This window comes from Sphingobacterium sp. MYb388, from assembly GCF_037479535.1.
Classification (GTDB): Bacteria; Bacteroidota; Bacteroidia; order Sphingobacteriales; family Sphingobacteriaceae; genus Sphingobacterium; species Sphingobacterium anhuiense.
Genome location: NZ_JBBGYV010000002.1, coordinates 641,169 through 662,033 on the forward strand (window position 1 = coordinate 641,169; position 20,865 = coordinate 662,033).

Below are 20,865 nucleotides of genomic sequence, written 5' to 3' on the forward strand. Positions count from 1 at the left end.
AATATTTTTTTTAAACAGTAAACCTGCCAAAATTATTTTGTCAGTTAGCTTTGAATAAATTATTGACAACAAGGTTTTATCCTTCGTATTAACCTCAATAGATGAGAAGCTCTTGAGCAATCCTATTGAAGAAAGTTATAACTACGTAGTTTTTTTGTATCAGTTCTATTTGCTCCTTTTATCGAAACTTTAATATTTCAATCACTGATTTTTTCTGTCGCAAGAAAATTTAATCTTAAAGATTCTTTGATTATTTTTTTATCTACCATACTTTTTGCTTCTATACACTATTATAAGCTTGCATATTTTTTAGTTATTGTTTTTTCAGGTTTTTTTACTCTTTTACTTTTTCACATATATCGAAGCGGGAAAATAATTTTGTCGCTTTCTCAGTAGATTTTTCTAGGTAATATAGATCCCTTTGCATTCAATTTAATGAAACCTCAAAATATTCTTTGATAAGAAATGGTAAATATCGAAGGTGGCATAAAATTTCCAGGATTAATTACGGCAATTTATGAAGCAATATGTGATGCTGTAAATTGGGTTAAAAACCAGTTTTAGAATTTAATTTTTATAAGTGAGGAACTAATTTCTTATTTAGCATCCCATTAATTTTAATGAAATTGTGTATTTTAAAATTTATGATTCAAAAATATCTTCTTCTTTTCTTTTATGTAATACTGTCAATGCCAGTTGTTGGTCAAATATTTTTTGTTGATAGTGCAGATCATACTCCGATTTCAGGGGTAAATATTTATACGAGGTATGGAAACTTAATTGGATTTAGCAATATAGATGGTCAGTTTGATTTGTTAGATGGTATTCAATTGGAAGATCAGGATTTAGTAGGACTCGTCGCACAGCATATTTCTTATCAGACAAAGAATATCAATATCCTTTCTTTAAAGAAAAAATTTACGGTTTTACTTAATCCCCGTTCTACAAAACTTCAGGAAGTAATTATAAGTCCTAAAAATGCCGATGTAATCGTTTTAAGGGGCTATTTTAGATCTTTGGAAACTTTTAATAAGAAAAATAAGTATTTTATAGAGGGCCTCATGGAGTACTACATTCCTTCCAATGGACAAAAATCTCGCTTTCGCCTTCTCGATTATAGGGTATTTTGCGATTCGGTTATAGTGAGAGATTATGATGAAAAAATGGGAAGCTTCTTTCTTGTTAGTCATATCGTAGAAATTCCTTTTAAGCATATTCTAAAAAACTCAAAGATATATTCAATAGAAAAGAAACAGCCCAACCTTTCGTACATCATGAAAAATGAAAAACAAGCAGGGACTATATCTTTTAATAAGGACAGCGAAAGTATGCAGATCTTTATTGATCAGGTTTTACCAGACTCTATATTGAAGGATAAAATTTTTAGACTTGAAATCAACACAAAACAAAAAGTACAAGTCGAAAATTATTCATCGTTAGAAATCGAAAAAGCCAATCTGTATCATCTTTTGAACATATATCAACATGAAGTTGCTACTATAAAACGTAAAGCTGAGTTTGGCCATTTGCCATATGAAATATTATCTGAATTTTATATTTTAGATCGAAATTTTATGTCCTCTGACAATTTTAAGAAAATGAAAAAACAATTGTCATCAAATAGCTATAAATCACCAAATAAAAGTAAATATTCAAATGAATTTTGGAAAAATTTGGATCAATATGATATTCCACCTATTAACAACGGTTTGTTAAACCAACTGTATCAAAATCTTAAATTAGTACATTAATCAGTAGTGTTGATTATCTGAATGAAACTTTGATTTAAGTTTTTTATTGACCGATCAAACTTATTTTTAGTTTATCTAAAAATAAGTTTGATTTTTTTTATTCCAACAACAATATAGTGATAAGCTAAACCAAATACGTTTTCTCCCATAATATCACTCGCTAGTGATGGAGGTAAAAGTTCATAGATACTTACACCAAAATACTCGGCAATTTTGTAAACCTGATCAACTTTTACTTTTGTTTCATTACGCTCAATTTTTGAATATGCAGCTTGAGACATTTCTAGATGATAAGCAACTGCTTCTTGTGATATTTTTAGATTTTCTCTTTTCTGTCGAATAAAAGTTCCAATCTCCGCTTTTGACATAACTAACTCTTAATTTATTGCTTGACAAATTTAACAATATAACCTGAGGTTATAAAATTTATAAATGTTAAAACTCTAGGTTGTGATTTATAACCTAGGGTTGTGGTGTAGCGCTCTCTATTTAATGAGTTTTGAAAATAAATAAAATAGATATCATGAAAGAGAAATTAAACAATAGCAATGTCATTGAACTAAGCTTGGAAGAGAAAATACAAATAAATGCGGGCAGTGAAAGAGATCAAGATAAACGTAGTGAGCTGTTTGAGAAGTTATGGAATTTGTTTCAAGGGTAGTTGTTTAATTAAAGATATAATTAAAGATTTCTAATACAGATTTGGGTCTAGTTAGTAGGGCTAATATACCTCCAGTAATATATGCAGATACATGCAAATATTTATTGATATAACTTTTTTTCAATTGAGCTAAAAGTAATAAGATTAGTAATCCACAAATCCAACTATGCATGGCATTACTTATGAATTGAAAAATACTACTTTTCATGGGTTGTAAGGGGAAAAATAATGTAGAGAAACCATAGAGGCCAAAACTTAGACCAGATGAACCGATAGAAGTGAAAAAGAAATCTTTTTTTTTCTGGTAGGTCTGGATCAGATTGGGCAGCGTAATTAGTAATACAAACAATAGAGGTGTTAGTATATACGCCACTAGAGCCCCGTATATCTGTTGGATGTTTCCGAACATATCATACCCCAATCCATAAACGATTAGTGCATTAAATAATAAATGCAACCAATTTCTATGAATAAATGCAGAGGTAAGTAGGCTATGGATACGCTTACCTCTCATTATTTCATAAGGATGTAAGATCAGTGCGTGAAAATAGGATTTATTGTAAAAGCCAATGATACTGCTAATTAGTATAATGGGAACGATAATGTACGAGTATGGTGCCTCTTTAAAAGTTGGGAATACGTCGAAAAATTGCATCTACAATTAAAATTATTTTTATTTCAAGATAGTAAAAAAAATAAAATACAACCTGTAGTTGTGGTGTGATAAGTTCTTATTTGACAAATTTGAGTAATTAATTGTCATTATGCGAAAAACTAATATTATCTATATTTTATTGCTTATAGCGATTGTTTGCACGCTTACTGCTTTACCATTTATACAAGTCCCGATTTCAATCTCTGCTCCTGGAGTGATTAGACCACAAACAGAAAATAGTAAAATCATATCGCTTGTCAGTGGCCGTGTCGTCGAGAGCCGAATACTTGGGAACAATCAGAAAGTGATGGCTGGGGATACTTTATTTGTTATTGTTTCGAAAGATTTGCAAAATAAATTGGAACTAAATCAGCACCTAGGATCGGAGTATGCGCAACAGATCGCAGATTTGACGCTCCTATTATCCCGCAATTATAAGGGTCTGCAAAGTGGGTTGTATTACATGGAGCTCGTCTCCATGCAGCACAGGATGTCTGAGGTGCAATCGCAATTGACACTAGCAAAACGTGAATTGGATCGTAATGAACTTCTGTTTAATCAAGGAATAATAGCACAGGCTGAATTTGATAAAAGTAGGTATTCTTATGAGCAATTGGAAAATCAAGTTTCATCTATTGAAAAACAGCAGATGGCACAATGGAGTGCTAAGTTGATTGAATTGAAGCAAAAACATCAATCTACGTCTTCTGAGCGAAATGCTATTCAAATCGATGGTGAGAATTATATCGTCAGAGCGCCATTAACGGGTACAGTGATCAATCTAAAAGGTTTTCAAAAAGGTAGTCAAATTATACAGGGCCAAGATATCTTAGAAATCTCACCAGAAGATAACTTGGTAGCAGAATGTATGGTGCCGGCAAATGCTATTGGTTATATCAAAGATAAGCAAGTTGTCAAATTTCAGATGGATACTTATAATTATAATCAATGGGGTTTCTTAACGGGATCTGTTAAAGACATCGATTATAATCTGGTTTCCGATCAGAAAAATACTGCATTTTTTAAAGTGCGCTGCCAAATGGATGCTAATTTTCTGAGTTTGCCAAATGGTAACAAAGTCACAGTAGGTAAAGGAAATACTTTTAATGCCCGTTTTTATCTCGTAGACCGTACGCTATGGCAATTATTGTTCGATCGCGCAGATGATCTTTTTAATCCCAATTTGGGTAGTAAAGAGTCTTAGCATTTTTTGTTCGATTGTATCGACAGGAGTTGTGATCTGGTAAGGTCTAAAAACGGATTGTGGCTTCAGCTTACTTTATGGTCATAAACTCAAGAGCATAGTGTCAACTACTCCAATTCACTAAATAATAACATACTAAAGCAAGTAAAGGGTGCCTATAAATAGCATTGGAACTCTTTCACATGATAAAATAGATTAAAATAAAAATGAAGAAATCTCCTGTCCGTGTTAAGCAACATGATGTTCGTGATTGTGGAGCTGCTTGTCTGGCTTCTGTTGCAAGTTACTATGGATTAGATATTCCAATTGCAAAAATAAGACAGCATTGTCATACAGATACCCGAGGCACGAATGTATTGGGTATGATCCAGGGATTACAAGAATTGGGATTTACAGCCAAGGGTGTGAAGGGCGCTATAGACGCTATCCCCCAGATTCCACTTCCTGCGATCGCACATGTTGTATTAAATAATCAGTTGCAGCACTGTATCGTGATCTATAAAGTTCAGAAAAATCAGATCACCGTAATGGATCCTGGTCCAGGAAAAGTGCAACAATACAGTATGGAGGAGTTTCAGAAGATCTGGACAGGGGTATTAATCCTTTTAGAACCTAATGAGTATTTTAAACAGCGGAATGAAAAGACAGGCGTTTATAATCGATTCTGGAACTTGATTAAACCTCATAAATCGATTGTTCTGCAGGCTTTGGTAGGTGCTGTTATTTATACTTTACTTGGATTGTCATCTTCATTTTACATTCAGAAAATAACTGATTATGTATTAGTGGATGGTAATGTGCGTTTGCTTAATTTACTATCTGTAGCCATGTTGGTGATTTTGTTAATTCAATTGATCATCGGTACGCTTAAAAGTGTCATGGTGCTACAAACTGGGCAACGTATAGACCGCTATTTAATCTTAGGCTATTATCAGCATTTGTTGAGTCTTCCACAGCGTTTTTTTGATACGATGAAAGTTGGTGAGATTATCTCTAGAGTCAATGATGCCGTCAAGATCCGGGCATTTATCAATGATGTGGCTATACAGGCTGTTGTCAATGTTTTAATTGTGGTATTCTCATTTGCATTGATGTTTTCCTATTTCTGGAAACTGGCGCTGATTATTTTACTGGTGATACCATTTTATTTCTTTGTCTATTGGTTGACCAACAAATTAAATAAAAAAGTGGAGCGTCGGCTGATGGAGCAAGGAGCTGAACTGGAATCGCATCTGGTTGAATCGCTCAATTCTGTTAAGACGATCAAACAGTTTGGTATGGAGACGTATTTCAATAGTGGTACAGATCAGAAGTTTAGTCACTTGTTGAAAACAATTTATTCATCAGTTTTGAATGGTCTTTTCTCAGCGACATCAAGTGAGTTTCTTTCGCGTCTGTTTACCATTATCTTGCTATGGGCTGGATCATATTATGTCATTGACCGAACGATCACGCCAGGAGAGCTACTATCCTTCTATGCATTGATCGGTTATTTAACGGGGCCTGTAAGCCAGTTGATAGGTATGAACAAAACATTACAAAATGCACTGATTGCTGCAGATCGTTTGTTTGAAATAATGGATCTTGAAAGAGAAGAAAATGAAGGGAAATTGGACTTACCAAGCAGTCAGGTTGGCGATATTGTTTTTGAGAACATCCGTTTTTCCTACGGATCCCGGGTTGAGGTGTTCAAAGATTTTAGTTGCAGATTTGAAAAAGGCAAGATGACTGCCATTATAGGTGAAAGCGGAAGTGGTAAAACAACATTAGGAGCTCTTATACAGCAATTATATCCTGTCCAATCGGGTAAGATCCATATCGGTCAATACGATCTTCAGTATATCTCTAAACAATCCCTTCGCGAACGCATTGCTGTCGTGCCACAGCAGATAGATCTTTTCTCTGGAAATGTGATCGACAATATAGCCGCGGGAGAGCAGGTTCCTAATTTTCAACGGATGATGGAGGTTGTGAAACAATTGGATATGATGTCGTTCATTGAAAAGTTGCCTTCGGGTTTTGAAACTTATCTGGGAGAGAACGGCTCTATGCTTTCTGGTGGACAGCGGCAGCGTATCGCTATTGCACGGGCATTATACCGGGATCCTGACATCTTGATTCTGGATGAAGCCACTTCTGCTCTGGATACTCAAACGGAGCTGATCATACAGCGTGCATTTGACCGATTTCGGGATGCAGGAAAGACAATGCTTGTAATTGCTCACCGTTTGAGCACGATAGCTGGGGCTGATATCATTATCGTGATGAAAGATGGACAAATTATAGAACAGGGAAGTCATGAGCAACTGCTATCGATGGAGTCTGCTTATAAAGAGATGTGGAAAAAACAATCTGTAGTGCTTGAATAATGAAATATATAATACTTATCACTCTTGTGTTCATTTTAGGAACACAAATGACGGTGGCTCAGAAGCAATGGTCTTTGGCAGATTGTGTAACCTATGCAACCGATCATAATTTACCTATAAAACGCCAAGACATTTTGGTGGCTATCAAAAATCTTGATCAGGAAATGGCTCGACGAGATCAATTACCTGCAGTAGGTGGGTATTTTAATGGATACAGCACATTTGGTCATTCTCAAGATGTCTTTGGGACGATTCGTCGCAACGATAACTTCAATAGCAATGTGGGTATCAATGCGGAGGTAACGCTTTACCAATACAACTACCTGCGCAATCAGGCTAAGAAGGCAACGTTGCAAGCTGAGCAGGAGGAGTTGGAAAAAGGAATTTTAAGAAGAGACTTAACACTTAAAGTAGTACAAAGCTATTTGGAGGTATTGCTTTCCCAAGCGCTAGTACATGCACAGGATTCTGCAATAAACTTTTCTTTGCAATTGCTTGATAAAGCAGAGAAAAGTACTGCAATCGGAGCAACTGCACCGGCGGTAGTTTTTGAGGCTAAGGCGAACTTAGCCCGGGAGAAACAGCAATTCCAACAATATCATAAAGAAGCGCAACAGGCAAAATTAGCTTTAGCTCAATATATGAATTTTACGGATTATCAAAGTTTGATCATATACGATCCACTTTTAGAAACTGAAATTTTTAAAACGAGTATTGTTAAAAGTCAATCGGACCTTATTCAAACCGCCTTTGATAACAATCCCATTCTTGCAAAACTTGAAAATCAGCTTCTCGGATTGGATGTAGAAACCAAGCTGATCAAGGCGACAGACTATCCCTTGGTTAAAGGTTCGGCGAGCTTGGGAACTACTTATTTTAATGCTTTTAAATCTCCTGGTGAACGTCCTGTATTTGTTCAGAGCAAAGATAATTTTGCTCAACAACTCGCTATAGCAGTCACAGTTCCCATTTTTAATAAAGGGAAAACGAAAAGACAATTGCAACAGATTACATTCCGGAAACAGGAAATCGAGTTATTAAGTGATTATGAAAAATTGCAGCAGGTACAAATTTTAGAAAAACTGAATCTCGACTGGATTGAAAGCAAACAGCAATATGATATTTCGACTGAAGCATTTGCCGCGACAAAGGAATCATTGGAATATTCTAGACTGAGTTTTATGGCCGGTAAAGCATCCATTTATGATATTAATACGAGTAAAAATAATTTAATTAAATCGGAGGCCGATATGATTCGGGCTCGTTACAGCACTTTATTTAGCCTTTTGATGCTGCACTATCATGTGTCAGGAGATATTAAATTTTCTAATCATATACATTAAATCACAGTTTATGCAACTATTTAAATATATTGAACGGATCAACTTAATGGATCAACTGATCCGTCAAGGAAGAACAGGTACACAAACCGAATTTGCAAATCGTCTTGGACTTTCCGTCTCACGGCTTGCACGTATTATTGAGTATTTGAAAGGGATAGGTGCTCCGCTGGAATACGATCGATCACGAAATACCTATTATTATGAAGAAGAATATTCTATTCAAATCAAGGTTGATATTCAGCAGCTTAATTATCAACAGATCAGACATATTTCAGCAGGAACTTATTATTTTTCAAAAAATATTTCCAATGCTTTTTTTGAGCATTGAGCAACTGTAATTTAGTATTGTTGATCAACGAAGCAGTTATCCGAAAAGGCTTAGCAATAGAGTAGGAATAGTTTTTTATAAACAAAAATATGAATAACTTAGAATTAAAATCAATGGGTGTTCAGGAATTGGATACTAATGAGATGGTAAATCTTGATGGTGGATGGTTTTGGCCCGCAGCAGCTGCAACATTTTTATATAATATTGTTGGAGATTGGAACGAAAATGTTGAAGCATTTAAAGAGGGGTTTAACGGAAATTAATTTTTTAAATCATGATGACAATGGGAGAATTAAATAAATTAAATGTTTCTACTCTTACTGTAGCAGAAGAGATAGAAATTACTGGTGGCGATGATTTAACAAGAGGTTTTTTTTATTACCTTGGTAGATTTTTTCATGCTCAACAACGGGATTTAGATGGATCAATTGGAGGTCCAACAGCTAATCACGGATAAATATAAATTTTTAATAGGTCATAATCAAAGTTGATTTGATTATGACCTACTATATATAACAAATTTCCTTGTGTACAGTAAAATAGATCTAAAGTATCATTATTTCAAAGAAAACGTAAAGAATTTCTTTTTTGGAAGTGTATTATCGGCTGTTGTACTAACTATATTTTTCGAAATATTTTCAACATTTCGAATTTTTAATGATGTCGCAATCTTACCACAAGTTAACCTCCTATTCGTTTGCCTTTTTGGAGCAATATTTGAAGAATTATTTTTTAGTTACTTTTTATTTAGATTTTTCTCAAGATATTTTAAATTAGGCTTGTCAATTTTTATTACGAGTATAATTTTTGCAACCCTTCATTTAGGAAATGATCATGCTACTTATCTTTCTTTTATATCTCATTTAATAGGAAGTTGGGTGTATATTTTTGCTTTTATCAAAAGTAAAAATATTTTTTTATGTATAGGATTGCATTTTGGGTGGAATTATCTTCAAATATTATATTCCCAACCAATGAGTGGCGTTGTTAAACAGAGTTTTTTTTATGTTTCTCTTCCTGAAAATCCATTTTTATTTGGAGCTGATTACGGTTTAGAAGCAGGTTTATATAGTTTCATTCTTAGATTTATATTGATATCATTGATTTTTTTCTACTATCAATATAGACAGCGTGAATCAAGTCGTCTTCATTAATCTTTTGGCAGCTTCAATGAATTTATTTAGCTAATCTCTTACATCATATTTATTAGATTTAACATCGTACGACGAGGTTTTTTTTATATAGTTTAAGGTTTATTTTTAATTATAATTTTCTAGGATTTTATCTTTTTGCTTTAATGATTTCTCTAATTAAGATACCTCAAAATAAGAATTTTAAATTTTTAATTTTATTTTTCTTTATTCTATTTATTTATACCGTTACCACTTCTTCAATTTCTAATTTGTTTGATCCGTCTCTATTGGAGACTTCTATGAGTAAAGAAAAGAATTTAATGTTCGTGTTTTTTATGTTAGTCGTGGTAGCTCCAATTTTTGAAACCTTAATTTATCAAACAGCAGTTATTGAAATCCTTTTAAAATTTAAAATTAGAATGAGAAGTGCGATAGTCATTTCCGCACTATTATTTGGGCTGTCCCATTCGTACAGTTTTATTTATATTCTTTTGGCAATTGGAACGGGATTCGTATTAGCATATTATTATGCAAGTTTGAGGGAACAGGGGAAGATTAACAAAATTGTGTTTGTCACCATTTTACATGCTCTGATTAATTTGGTTGTATTCATTCATAATCATATTTTTAACTTGTAATTCCTAGTATACTTAACTTATGATCATTTTGAACTTAGGTTTAAATGATCATAAGCATTATTGGTGGGCTTTCGATCAGATATCACAAGTTCTCTTGATGATGATATAAACCCAATTACTTTACTTAAAGTGTTAAAAATCATTTTGATATCAAATCAGGTCCGATCTCCAAAACTCGATCTGAAATAGATTAGACCTATTTCTGCAGGGAAGTATTATTTATCAAATAATATCTCCAATGCTTTTTTTGAGCATTGAGCAACTGTAATTTAGTATTGTTGATCAACGAAGCAATTATCCGAAAAGGCTTAGCAATAGAGTAGGAATAGTTTTTTATAAACAAAAATATGAATAACTTAGAATTAAAATCAATTGGTGTTCAGGAATTGGATACTAATGAGATGGTAAACATTGATGGAGGTAAAGATTGGTGGGGCATTGCAAAAGATTTATTGATTTCTGCTATTGACAATTGGGGTGATATTAGAGAAGGTTGGGAAGATGGAGGTAAAGGAAATCCAAGGTATTAATTAGAGAAGTCATACCTTAATAATTTTTTAAAAAAACTTGAAAATAATTATGAATAACTGTAATTTGATAGAAATTAATGAACAAGAGTTGTCATTAATTAATGGTGGTGAATCCGCTTGGTATTGGGTAGCGTATGGTGTAAGATCTGCAATTGAATATCTTAACGAAGCTGGTCAGGGGAATCAAATGCATTCGGCTGGATAGTTTAGTTAATAAGCTCTTTGATATTTCAAAGAGCTTATTAAACTTTTTAATAATTAGAGATGAATAATTATCTAAAATCAATTTTAATTTTAATTTTTCTTATTTTATATTCAATCGTTGGAAGTAGATTGATAACAATTGACAATGCTTACCAATCACAAGATCTGTTTAAATCTACTATTCCGGAGATGATCATGTTTTTTTTTATTGGAGCAATGGTAGAGACATTAATTCTTAATTTGCTCTTTATTTATTTGATATTAAGGTTTTTTCCTAAACTGAATACTACAGTAATTATTATTGCAGCAAGTTTGATTTTCGGTCTTGTTCATTTTTCAAGTTGGCAATTTGTACTTATAACTTTTGTCGCAGGTGTATTATTGAATTATAATTTTCTACTTTATAAAACATCTTTAGTAAAGGCAACGTTATTAACTTTTTTAATTCACTTTATTTCAAATATGTGCATCTATTTTATTGATATTATGAGTTTAAACAAATAGCATAAATTTTTGATATGTATTTTTAATTTTTTTTATTTAAAAATTATGATCATTTTGAATTTAGGTTTAAATGATCATAAGCATTATTGGTGGACTTCGATCAGATATCACAAGTTCTCTTGATGATGATATAAACCCAATCACTTTACTTAATGTGTTAAAAATCATACCGAAATCAAATCAAGGCCAATATCCAAAACTCGATCTGAAATAGATTAGACCTATTTCTGCAGGGAAGTATTATTTATCAAATAATATCTCCAGTGCTTTTTTTGAGCATTGAGCAACTTTAATTTAGTTGTTTATGAACACCTGTCAAATTTTAGCTATTTACAATAGACTTCAAAAATCAATCTTATTGTCCGTTTTCTTGATACATAATTTATAAAATAGGACATGGACTAGGGGAAATCAGGTATCAGTTATTAAGTCAGATCCACTAGGTTTTATTGAGTAAAAAGAGTATTAAATAAATCTTTCTGATGGTTCGTCGAAAACTTAATTTGAGATATTCTTTTTATATTGTTGTAACAATTTTTTTATTCAATCGACTAATCGATTATTATCAGTTAACTTATTTATGAATTTATCTATAACAAACCTCAGTAAAATCTATCCGAATGGTGTAAAAGCCTTAGATGATGTAACTCTTGAAATTAAACCAGGTATGTTTGGTCTCTTAGGGCCAAATGGAGCTGGTAAATCTTCTTTAATGCGAACTATCGCGACACTTCAAAGACCGGATAGTGGTACAATTACTTTTGACCAGATTGATGTGCTGAACAATCAGATGGACTTAAGGAAAGTACTGGGTTACCTCCCTCAAGAATTTGGAGTCTATCCCAAACTTTCGGCTGTCGATCTATTACAATATTTTGCTCGTCTTAAAGGTATTTCTTCAGGTGCTGATCGCCAAAAAATCATCAACCGTGTTCTTGAAGTAACCAATCTGTGGGATGTGCGCCATAAAAGTGTCAGTGGATATTCTGGAGGGATGAAACAGCGCTTTGGTATTGCTCAACTGCTATTGAACGATCCCAAATTGATTATTGTGGATGAACCTACTGCCGGACTTGATCCTGCAGAAAGACACCGTTTTCTCAATGTACTGCGCGAGATCGGCACGGATCATACGGTTATATTTTCTACGCATATCGTAGATGATGTACGTGAACTGTGTCATGAAATGGCCATCCTAAATGGAGGTAAGATCTTATTAAGGGGAACTCCGAAAGAAACAATAGATGAACTGTCCGGGAAGATTTGGGTACGTATCATCACCCGGGAACAACTGGATGAGTACACCCAAAAATATAATGTGATATCGACCAACTATAATCAGGATAATACCTTAAATATTCGCGTGTATAGCAATCTATGTCCCGATGAATCTTTTGTTCCTGCTGATGGGCAACTGGAAGATGTTTATTTTGTCTCCCTTAAAAAAGATCAACACCATGTTTAGCACTATTTTTAAATTTGAGTTCACCCGCTGGTTTAAGAATAGTACCATCTATATCTACATGTTGCTGTTCTTTGTGCTAGCACTGTTCATCATGCTGTCTGCACTTGGTATCTTTGATGGTATTACCGCGACGACATCTTCCAATACAATCATGAACTCACCTCTGGCGATCAGCGAAATGATCAACGGGATGTCTAATCTAATTTATTTTCTGATCCCAACCATTGTGGGGGCTTCTGTCTATCGGGACTTTCAATACAATGTGCATAGCATTCTGTTTAGCTATCCCTTTACCAAGACTGATTATTTACTGGGTAAATTTTTTGGTTCACTTTCAGTAGTCTTAATCATCGTATTGGCTTCTACACTAGGGATTATAGTTGCGCAGTATGTTCCCGGTATTAACCAAAGTTTATTGGGTCCGGTGCATGTATTCGCCTATTTTCAGACCTATCTTATTCAGGTCATCCCCAACCTGATAATTTTCAGTTCCATTATTTTTGTATTGGTGACACTGACTAGAAATGTATATGTGGGTTTTGTTGCGGTACTGATTTTACTTCTGCTGCAAGCGGTGGTGCAAAGTACTACAGCTGATATGGATAACCGATACCTGGGTGCATTGATCGATCCATTTGGGGATAGTGCCATTTCCTACTATACACAATATTGGTCTCCAGCAGAAAAAGATATCAGAAATCTTCCTTTTACTGGAGCGGTGATCTATAACCGATTGATATGGCTAGCCGTATCTGCACTTTTTATTGGTGGTTTTTACTTGTTCTTTTCGTTTTCTCAACAAGCTTTTACGTTTAAAACGAGTAAAATTGGTAAACGCGTGACTAAGAATAATTTTGAAAGTATTTTTAGAATGGATCTGCCGGTGGTAAAATATAATTTTTCAGCTTTTCACTATTTTAAAACTTCATGGGCATTGGCGAGATACAACTTCAGCTACATTGTCAAAAATCCTGTATTTATGATTTTGACATTGGTAGGGATCCTCTTTGTTATCTTAATGGCAAGTACCATCGGTTCTATTTCGGGAACATCGACTTATCCTGTTACTTGGAAAATGCTGATGATACCTGGATCCACATTTAAGTTTTTTCTGTTGATATTGACTTTCCTGTTTACAGGTTTGCTGATTCATCGAGGGAGCATTACCCGTATGGGGGGATTGATTGATGCAAGTCCTGTCCCGAACTGGGTTTTACTTTTATCAACTTTAATTGCTATTGTCAAAATGCAACTGGCCTTGTTACTGGTTGTTATCGTGACTTGTATGGCCTTTCAGGTATATCATGGGTATTATACTTTTGAGATCGGACAATATGTGATGAATCTCATGGTGTATGGCATGCTGTCCAATATAGCTTGGCTGTTTATCTCTGTGTTTGTCCATACTTTGTTCAAAAATTATCTGACGGGATTTTTTGTGCTCTTGCTCTTGTTTATCGCATTGCCCTTTCTTTCAGCAATGGGAGTGGAACAGAATATTTACAAATTTAACCAAGGGCCTGGGCTTGATTATTCGGATATGGATGGGTTCGGTTATGTGTTGCCGTTCTTGACCTATAGGGTATATTGGCTTTTATTTTCGGTTTTCTTCTTGACCATTTCGTTGTTACTATGGCGAAGAGGTTTGTTCTCAGGAATTAAGGAAAGATGGCTGATCCTTAAAAGTAATTTAAATCCTACTATTACTGCGATAATCACGGTCAGTCTTGTCGGATTTATTGCTATGGGAGCTGGTATATATTATGAAAATAATATTAAAAAACCGTATTATACCAGTTTAGATCATGAAAAACAGGCTGTTGAATGGGAAAAGAAATACAAAAAATATCAATACCGGCCACAGCCTAGGGTTGTGGATGTTAAATTCAATATGGATATCTACCCAAAAGAGCGAAGCTTTAAGGCACAGGTAGCTTATGTATTGAAAAATAAGACCGGGGTAGCCATTGATTCGATTTTTGTCAATTATAATGATTACGATTACAAGTTCTCGTTTAGTGTGCCCAATACACTGGTTTCGGAAGATGATAAGTACAATTTTAACATCTATAAATTACAGCAACCGCTTGCTCCAGGTGATTCCATTACTTTGAATTTCAGTACCCAAAGTCCGCTCAATACTTGGGTGAATGAACGATCTCCTGTCAAAGGCAATGGTACTTTTATCAACAATATGCAATTCCCAAATATTGGATATTTGGATAGAGGGGAATTGGTCGAGAACGATATCCGAAAGAAATACGGACTGCCACATCGAAATCGGATGGCACCACCAACAGATCAGAAAGCGTTGCAAAACAATTATATTTCGAATGATGCCGATTGGATTCGTTTTGAGGCTATTGTGAGTACAGATTTGGATCAGTTGGCCATAGCACCGGGTTACTTGACTAAGGAATGGGAAAAGGGTGGACGTAAATATTACCACTACAAGATGGATACGGAGATTCTCAATTTCTACGCCTTTAATTCTGCGCGATATGAAGTAAAGAAAGACAGCTGGAATGGCGTGAATCTGGAAGTATATTATCATAAAGGACATACGTTCAATCTGGACCGCATGATGGCATCCAGTAAGGCATCTCTGGCTTATTATAGCCGAGAATACAGTGCTTATCCGCACCGTCAGTTGCGTATTGTCGAGTTTCCGCTTACCGATGGAACCTTTGCCCAGTCATTTGCCAATACTATTCCTTTTTCAGAAGCTATCGGGTTTATCGCCGATGTAAAGGAGAAAAATGAAGATGCGGTGGATTATCCTTATGCAGTCACCGCGCATGAGATTGCACATCAATGGTGGGCTCATCAAGTCGTAGGAGCGAATGTACAGGGAGCTACATTGCTATCGGAAAGTATGTCGGAGTATTCTTCGTTGAAAGTGTTGGAAAAACGTTATGGTAAGGGGCAGATGCGCAAATTTCTAAAAGATGCATTGGACGGGTATCTAACAGGACGAAGCGCTGAGAAATTGGGGGAGAGGCCGCTCATGTTCAATGAGAATCAAATGTATATCCACTACCAGAAAGGTTCCTTGGTACTGTACGCTTTAAGTGATTATCTGGGTGAGGATGTTTTCAATAAGACTGCTAAGACCTATCTGGAACATACGGCTTTTCAAAACCCACCCTACACAACATCATTGGAGTTTGTGGAGCACTTTAAACAAGCGACACCCGATTCATTGCAGTACCTGATTAAAGATATGTTTGAGACCATCACTTTATATAATAATAAGGTTGAAAAAGTTACTGCTAAAAAAATGAAAAATGGTAAGTATCAGGTCGATATTGAATTTGAGGTTGCCAAATATCGTGTGGATGAAAATGGAAAGAAAAGTTATCATGATAAAGGAAACAACCCCATTTCATTTAAGAAATCGGATAAAGAAACTGTGGAGTCATTGCCCTTAAGGGATTACATTGAGATCGGTGTGTTTGCAAAAACAAACAAGAAAGGTGGACGTTCAACACAGGAATTGTATCTGAAAAAACATAGGATCGATCAGATCAATAATAAAATAACACTTGTGGTCGACGAGTTGCCTCTTCAGGTTGGAATCGATCCGTATAATAAGTTGATTGACATGGATTCGGATGATAACCGGAAGGATATCTGATCAACAAAAAAATGGCAAGGATCGGAATCAGCACATGCGCTTGCAATGTATTTTAATCTGAAAAGAACTGTTTACTGTTTAATTATTATATATGTGCAGTAAAGCCACGTTGAGAGATGTGGCTTTACTTATTTGTGATCATATAGCTCCGTGTTATTTCTCATGAGTTATGATAACATGAGTTTTTCCAAAATGTAAATACCCATATTATTGCCAACACATATTGTTAAGAATATAATCTTTGGTAAAGAACATGGAAAGGTCAAGACTTCAGGTATGTTGGAAAGGAAAGATCAGACATATTTCGGCAGAACAATGTTAACTTTCAGAAAATATCGCCAATGCTTTTTTTGAGCATTGAGCAATTGTAATTTAGTATTGCCAATCAACAAAGCAGTTAGCCAACCATCTAGCACAAAGAGAGGATAGTTTCGACCCCCAGGAAAACAATAATTACGAAAATAACCTTAGAAATAGAGTATGAATAATTTTTTTATAAAGATAAAAATGAATAACTTAGAATTAAAATCAATCGATGTTCAAGAATTGGATACTTATGAGATGACTCAAGTTGATGGTCGAATTCTCTGAATAATCGCTTTATTTATGTCAATTTAAATTTATGAATAAAAAGATTTATTATTTGCTAGCAGCAATAGTAGGAATATTAATTTATTTTATCATTACTTACGTATTTCAGTTCGTTCAATAGCATTAACTTTCTAAGGAGTAAAAGATGAAATGGGATGTAGTTGATTGCAAAATAAATAATAGGACACATTTATGGGATTAAATAATATTTTACAGCTATACGTAAAGAATAAAAGATTCATTATAATAGCAACAATTTCAGTATTTACAATTTATAAAATTGGGTATTACTGTGGTGGACTTTTATTTAAACTTCTATAAATGAAATTACGTTATTGAGTAAGTATATGGAACAAAATTTATTAGAAAATTATATAAAGGAGATTCGAACTATTGATCTAGCCAAGGCAAATATTTTTTCTCTGCTCTTATTCATACCCATCATTTTAGTATATGGTCTTCCCTTTTATTTGATATGGGGTGAACTGGATTTTATTGGATTATTTGTGGAGAGCTTTAAAGAAAACCCGCTCTTTTCAATAGCTATTGTAATCGTTCTACTTGCCGGTATAGTTGTACATGAATTAATTCACGGAGCTACTTTTGCCCTTTTCGCTAAGCATGGTTTTAAATCCATAAAGTTTGGAATCTTATTAAAGATGTTAACTCCCTATTGCCATTGTAAAGAACCTTTAAGAGTTAAAGAATATATAGTAGGAGCTATTATGCCAGCCATTATTTTAGGATTATTGCCAGGCATTATTGCAATTTTTACAGGTAATGTGTTCTTGTTAATATTTGCTATATTTTTTACGGGAGCCGCAGCTGGTGATTTTATGATCATCAACCTGATATGGAAAGAAGATAAAGATACGATGGTCTTAGATCATCCATCAGAGGCAGGCTGTTTTATTTTCAAAAAAATATAATCAACACCTCACCCTACGCTTGTCAGAATTTATAAGAATGCGCCAGAACAAACACTTCCAATAGCTGTAGTAATAAAAAAATGTATATCGAAAAAGGATACATGATATACTTTTTCTTGATAAGCTTCTGCGCCATTTAAATTACTTTATTAATTCCTCTAAAACTTTTCAAATAATATTTCCAAAATAGACTAGTGATTGTTCTTGCTACAAAAACCTACTAGCATATACCTGGGAACAAAAAATTAGGATTCGGACTGATAAAAATTAGAAAGAGCTTTCTACCATCTTTTTTTAGGGGAAGGTTATTCCTATATATAATCAGTCCGGTGTTCCAATGTTACATGGGAATGCAGTGGGGCTTTTTAAATTACTTAATTTTTCACAAAATTAAACAGTGACCATCTCCTGCTAAACGTTTCATTAAAATTGTTACCTTTGCAGAAATTTAGTGAAAACGATATGTTGGATAGGAAAAAGAATAGTTTTTTGTTTTTGATTTACTTGGTTGGACTGAGTATTATTGGTTTTTTGGCAACGGATATGTATCTGCCGGCATTTGATATGATGCGACTGGATCTTTCGACAGATAAGAGTAGTATCAGCGCGAGTTTAAGTTTATTTTTAGCTGGTTATGCTCTTGCACAGCTGGTCTGGGGGCCAATAGCCGATAAGATCGGGAAACCCAAAACCATCCTCATCGGACTATCATTGTTTACGCTCGCTTCTTTGTGTATCTTTTTTACCAACGATGTCCTTTCGTTACTTGTTTTACGTTTGCTGCAGGCAATCGGTGTCTGTGCTGCTGCGGTAAGCTGGCAGGCTCTGGTTGTTGAATATTATCCGGCATCTCAGACCAATAAAATTTTCGCGACGATCATGCCCATGGTGGCTTTATCTCCGGCTCTGGCTCCTTTGCTGGGTGTATATCTGTTGCAACATTTTGGATGGAGATCCATTTTTATTACGCTGGCTGGTATAGCCGTGCTACTGATGCTGTATACCTTGACTTTAATGCGTAAACAAAAGTCGGATGCTTTGGATGATACAAAAGCTGTTGAAAAAACGGAACAGTCTTATTTTTCACTTTTAAAATCTAAAGCGTATGTTGGCAATGTGCTGCTCTATGCATTCTGCTCGGGTTCATTTTTTGCCTGGTTAACCGGTTCTCCATTCTTTCTCAAAGAACTGGGTTATGACGAAAGTCAGATCGGATTGAGCTTTGTTCCGCAGACCATTGCATTTATGCTGGGCGGATATGGCTATCGTGCGCTGGCAAACCGTATTGAGACCAAAAAACTGATGCCGGTTTTACTGATTTTATATTCCGTGTCTCTTCTAGCGATATATGCTATGAGTGTGATGACGACACCTACATTGACATTATTACTGATCCCGTTCTGCGGTATGGCATTAGCAAACGGTGCATGTTACCCAATTGTAGTTGCTCAGGCACTACGTGTTTTTCCAAATAATCTGGGTAAAGCCGCGGGCTTACAAAATGCAATTCAGCTTGGAATCTGTTTTATAGCGAGTGCCATCGTTTCTGTTTTTTCAAAAGATGCACTATTGGCTACGGCAATCGTCATGGTAGGGACAATTCCATTTATGTTAATCGCTTATAGGTTGACGTTAAAAGGTAAATAATGATCGTTTTACGGTCCCCGCCTCATGCTTTCTCCGACGGAAAATTCTCCCGGGTAGAGCAGTATGATATAATGATTGGGATCCTTTAATAATTTGAGATCCTGTAAAGCTGATGCGTCTGGGGCAGTTGAAAATTCAACATGATTGTTTGTTTTAGAGATCTGTACGGGGTAGATTGTTTTTTCTGTTAAGGTATCGGGATTTGTTTTTATTTTGATATAATTTGGATGATCAGGATCTAGTGTAATAATTTCTGAATATGGCTGTTGCGTTGTATCATCACCAGAAACATATTGTACCTCGATCAAGCACATCCTTTGTTTTGCGATCAAGAAATGGGATACAGCATAAAGGAAGAACAGACCAGCGATCATACCCATAAAATAAATCAGTTGCTTCAACTGAAAATTAGAGAAAGTAACATGCACTTTCATAGACGTTCTTTTTGAGGGCGGTTTTTCCCTGGGGGTTTCCTCGCGGGAAAGCCGCCCTTTTTTTTTGTCTTTATTTTTAAAGATAACTTCCCCATCGCTCGAATTATCCCCAGAAGCTATTTCCACCTCTTCATTTTCGATTATTTCCTCTTCTGCTGTGTGATTTTCCTGTTCTTGACTCTCTTGATCAATTGCTATTGTACTTGCTTTAGGTACGATCGTTTTCTCATGATCATCAGGATCGCAAAATTCAGGTGTTCGTTTTTTTGAATGGCGCAATTCCCGCCATTTATGGAATGGTCTTGGGCCAAACTGTGTGAGTATGGCAAGTAGTTTGACGATGTTTTCGTCGGGATTGCTCGTTTTAGCTGTGATAAAATTTTTAAGCGGTTTCAGTTTATCTAACGGAAATCGACGGATGCTGGTCTCCAGATCATCATATCGTTTGATCGGATTAAAGAAATCCTGAAATACCTGTGTATCTTCTTTCGATAGTCCATTTGCAAATAATTTTAAACTCAAATCTCTTAGATTCCCGGGTGTGGGATTCTCAAGTTTTAGATCTAACTCATGTTGGGAAAGCAACTCCCTAAAGTTACTTATCACCTCTTTTTTAAATTCTTCAAACTCAAACATTGTCCCAAAATTAAAGTAACCCTAGCACCCGATTTTACGGAAAACCGTAAAATAATAGACTCTTTACGCACTTTTTTGCACTGGAATTTTCGGAATTCTATCGGAATTTCTGGAATAATAACGGAAAGGTTGGAAAGATCGGAATCCTTTGATGTTTAGCTTTTTATCTGCGTTAATTTTGATTTCGAAATCAGTTGATCAATCGA

20 protein-coding genes and 1 pseudogene are annotated in these 20,865 nt (G+C 34.9%); 18 read left to right on the forward strand and 3 right to left on the reverse strand.

Annotated features, from left to right (window positions below):
- Positions 1-162: 162 nt before the first annotated feature.
- Positions 163-396, forward strand: a pseudogene (locus WH188_RS26315) (CPBP family glutamic-type intramembrane protease); the annotation flags it as partial.
- A 248-nt stretch (positions 397-644) separates the two neighbouring features.
- The gene (locus WH188_RS08640) at positions 645-1,751 is read left to right on the forward strand and encodes a hypothetical protein (protein WP_339423844.1); all 1,107 of its coding nucleotides are present in this window, start codon (positions 645-647) and stop codon (positions 1,749-1,751) included.
- Between the two features lie 71 nt (positions 1,752-1,822).
- Here the strand turns inward: WH188_RS08640 and WH188_RS08645 are convergent, their stop codons facing one another.
- Positions 1,823-2,119, reverse strand: coding sequence for a helix-turn-helix domain-containing protein (locus tag WH188_RS08645; protein WP_021191287.1), 297 nt, complete (start codon positions 2,117-2,119; stop codon positions 1,823-1,825).
- Positions 2,120-2,274: 155 nt separating this feature from the next.
- Here WH188_RS08645 and WH188_RS08650 point away from each other — a divergent pair, with 155 nt between their 5' ends.
- A complete protein-coding gene (locus tag WH188_RS08650; RefSeq protein WP_339423845.1) occupies positions 2,275-2,412 on the forward strand; it encodes a hypothetical protein in 138 nt (45 codons plus the stop codon).
- A gap of 4 nt (positions 2,413-2,416) precedes the next feature.
- On the opposite strand, the gene WH188_RS08655 is transcribed toward WH188_RS08650, so the two are convergent.
- Positions 2,417-3,067, reverse strand: coding sequence for a rhomboid family intramembrane serine protease (locus tag WH188_RS08655; RefSeq protein WP_339423846.1), 651 nt, complete (start codon positions 3,065-3,067; stop codon positions 2,417-2,419).
- Positions 3,068-3,176: 109 nt separating this feature from the next.
- Here WH188_RS08655 and WH188_RS08660 point away from each other — a divergent pair, with 109 nt between their 5' ends.
- The 15 genes from WH188_RS08660 to punC all read left to right on the forward strand — a co-directional run bounded on the left by WH188_RS08660 (position 3,177) and on the right by punC (position 19,589).
- Positions 3,177-4,271, forward strand: coding sequence for an HlyD family secretion protein (locus WH188_RS08660; protein WP_021191290.1), 1,095 nt, complete (start codon positions 3,177-3,179; stop codon positions 4,269-4,271).
- 206 nt (positions 4,272-4,477) lie between these two features.
- Positions 4,478-6,640 (forward strand): peptidase domain-containing ABC transporter, encoded by a 2,163-nt coding sequence (locus WH188_RS08665; RefSeq protein WP_339423847.1) that lies wholly within the window; start codon positions 4,478-4,480, stop codon positions 6,638-6,640.
- Entirely contained in the window at positions 6,640-7,983 is a 1,344-nt protein-coding gene (locus tag WH188_RS08670; RefSeq protein ID WP_339423848.1) for a TolC family protein, read from the forward strand. The genes WH188_RS08665 and WH188_RS08670 overlap by 1 nt, the downstream gene beginning before the upstream one ends.
- 10 nt (positions 7,984-7,993) lie before the next feature.
- A complete protein-coding gene (locus WH188_RS08675; protein ID WP_156169493.1) occupies positions 7,994-8,311 on the forward strand; it encodes a hypothetical protein in 318 nt (105 codons plus the stop codon).
- Positions 8,312-8,400: 89 nt separating this feature from the next.
- Positions 8,401-8,574: a hypothetical protein gene (locus WH188_RS08680; protein ID WP_339423849.1), complete on the forward strand. Its 174-nt coding sequence runs from the start codon at positions 8,401-8,403 to the stop codon at positions 8,572-8,574.
- Positions 8,575-8,594: 20 nt separating this feature from the next.
- Complete coding sequence (locus WH188_RS08685; RefSeq protein WP_170114510.1) at positions 8,595-8,768, forward strand: hypothetical protein; 174 nt, start codon at positions 8,595-8,597, stop codon at positions 8,766-8,768.
- Positions 8,769-8,838: 70 nt separating this feature from the next.
- Positions 8,839-9,465, forward strand: coding sequence for a CPBP family intramembrane glutamic endopeptidase (locus tag WH188_RS08690; protein ID WP_170114511.1), 627 nt, complete (start codon positions 8,839-8,841; stop codon positions 9,463-9,465).
- A 299-nt stretch (positions 9,466-9,764) separates the two neighbouring features.
- Positions 9,765-10,082 carry a CPBP family glutamic-type intramembrane protease gene (locus WH188_RS26320; protein ID WP_445265589.1) on the forward strand — a complete coding sequence of 106 codons (318 nt, stop codon included), beginning with the start codon at positions 9,765-9,767 and terminating at the stop codon, positions 10,080-10,082.
- Between the two features lie 347 nt (positions 10,083-10,429).
- Positions 10,430-10,612, forward strand: a complete 183-nt coding sequence (locus WH188_RS08695) for a hypothetical protein (RefSeq protein WP_339423850.1) — start codon at positions 10,430-10,432, stop codon at positions 10,610-10,612.
- A gap of 49 nt (positions 10,613-10,661) precedes the next feature.
- Positions 10,662-10,817 carry a hypothetical protein gene (locus WH188_RS08700; protein WP_339423851.1) on the forward strand — a complete coding sequence of 52 codons (156 nt, stop codon included), beginning with the start codon at positions 10,662-10,664 and terminating at the stop codon, positions 10,815-10,817.
- 59 nt (positions 10,818-10,876) lie between these two features.
- Entirely contained in the window at positions 10,877-11,320 is a 444-nt protein-coding gene (locus WH188_RS08705) for a CPBP family glutamic-type intramembrane protease (protein ID WP_339423852.1), read from the forward strand.
- A gap of 580 nt (positions 11,321-11,900) precedes the next feature.
- Positions 11,901-12,785, forward strand: a complete 885-nt coding sequence (locus WH188_RS08710; RefSeq protein ID WP_339423853.1) for an ABC transporter ATP-binding protein — start codon at positions 11,901-11,903, stop codon at positions 12,783-12,785.
- Entirely contained in the window at positions 12,778-16,422 is a 3,645-nt protein-coding gene (locus WH188_RS08715) for an ABC transporter permease/M1 family aminopeptidase (protein ID WP_339423854.1), read from the forward strand. The genes WH188_RS08710 and WH188_RS08715 overlap by 8 nt, the downstream gene beginning before the upstream one ends.
- 938 nt (positions 16,423-17,360) lie before the next feature.
- Positions 17,361-17,942 carry a DUF3267 domain-containing protein gene (locus WH188_RS08720; protein WP_339423855.1) on the forward strand — a complete coding sequence of 194 codons (582 nt, stop codon included), beginning with the start codon at positions 17,361-17,363 and terminating at the stop codon, positions 17,940-17,942.
- A 438-nt stretch (positions 17,943-18,380) separates the two neighbouring features.
- Complete coding sequence (punC, locus tag WH188_RS08725) at positions 18,381-19,589, forward strand: purine nucleoside transporter PunC (protein WP_339423856.1); 1,209 nt, start codon at positions 18,381-18,383, stop codon at positions 19,587-19,589.
- 8 nt (positions 19,590-19,597) lie between these two features.
- Here the strand turns inward: punC and WH188_RS08730 are convergent, their stop codons facing one another.
- Positions 19,598-20,659 (reverse strand): hypothetical protein, encoded by a 1,062-nt coding sequence (locus WH188_RS08730; protein WP_339423857.1) that lies wholly within the window; start codon positions 20,657-20,659, stop codon positions 19,598-19,600.
- Positions 20,660-20,865 lie beyond the last annotated feature (206 nt).